This is a genomic window from Streptomyces beijiangensis (genome assembly GCF_017315755.1).
GTDB lineage: Bacteria > Actinomycetota > Actinomycetes > Streptomycetales > Streptomycetaceae > Streptomyces > Streptomyces beijiangensis.
In genome coordinates this window covers 1-331 of the sequence record NZ_JAFLRJ010001740.1, presented here as the reverse complement: position 1 = coordinate 331, position 331 = coordinate 1, and the positions used below count along the sequence as shown (strand labels likewise).

General features: G+C 68.3%; 1 pseudogene. It reads right to left on the bottom strand.

The annotated features are described in order from the left end of the window. Positions 1 to 11: 11 nt before the first annotated feature. Positions 12 to 331 (bottom strand): annotated as a pseudogene (locus J0695_RS43455) (transposase); the annotation flags it as partial.

The following is a 331-nucleotide window of genomic DNA, read 5'->3' as shown; positions in this document are numbered from 1 at the left end:
AGGGCCGGTTAGCGGGCTCCCCAGATCTCCTCGAACTCGGCGAACCGCTGCTCGGCGGCGTCCGCGTTCGCCGCCGTGTAGACCTGCCGCAGTTCCTTGGCGATCTGCGACCAGTGCTTGGTGGAGGCGTACTTGAGACTGGCCCGGACCATGTGGACCACGCAGAGCTGGACGTCGGCCAGCGGCCAGATCGCGGAGATCGAGTCCGGGAGCCCTTTCAGGCCGTCGCAGCAGGCGATCAGTACGTCGTCGACGCCGCGGTTCTTGAGCTCGGCGAGCCAGGCCATCCAGGTCTTGGCGCCCTCGCCGCCGGAGCCTACCCACATGCCCA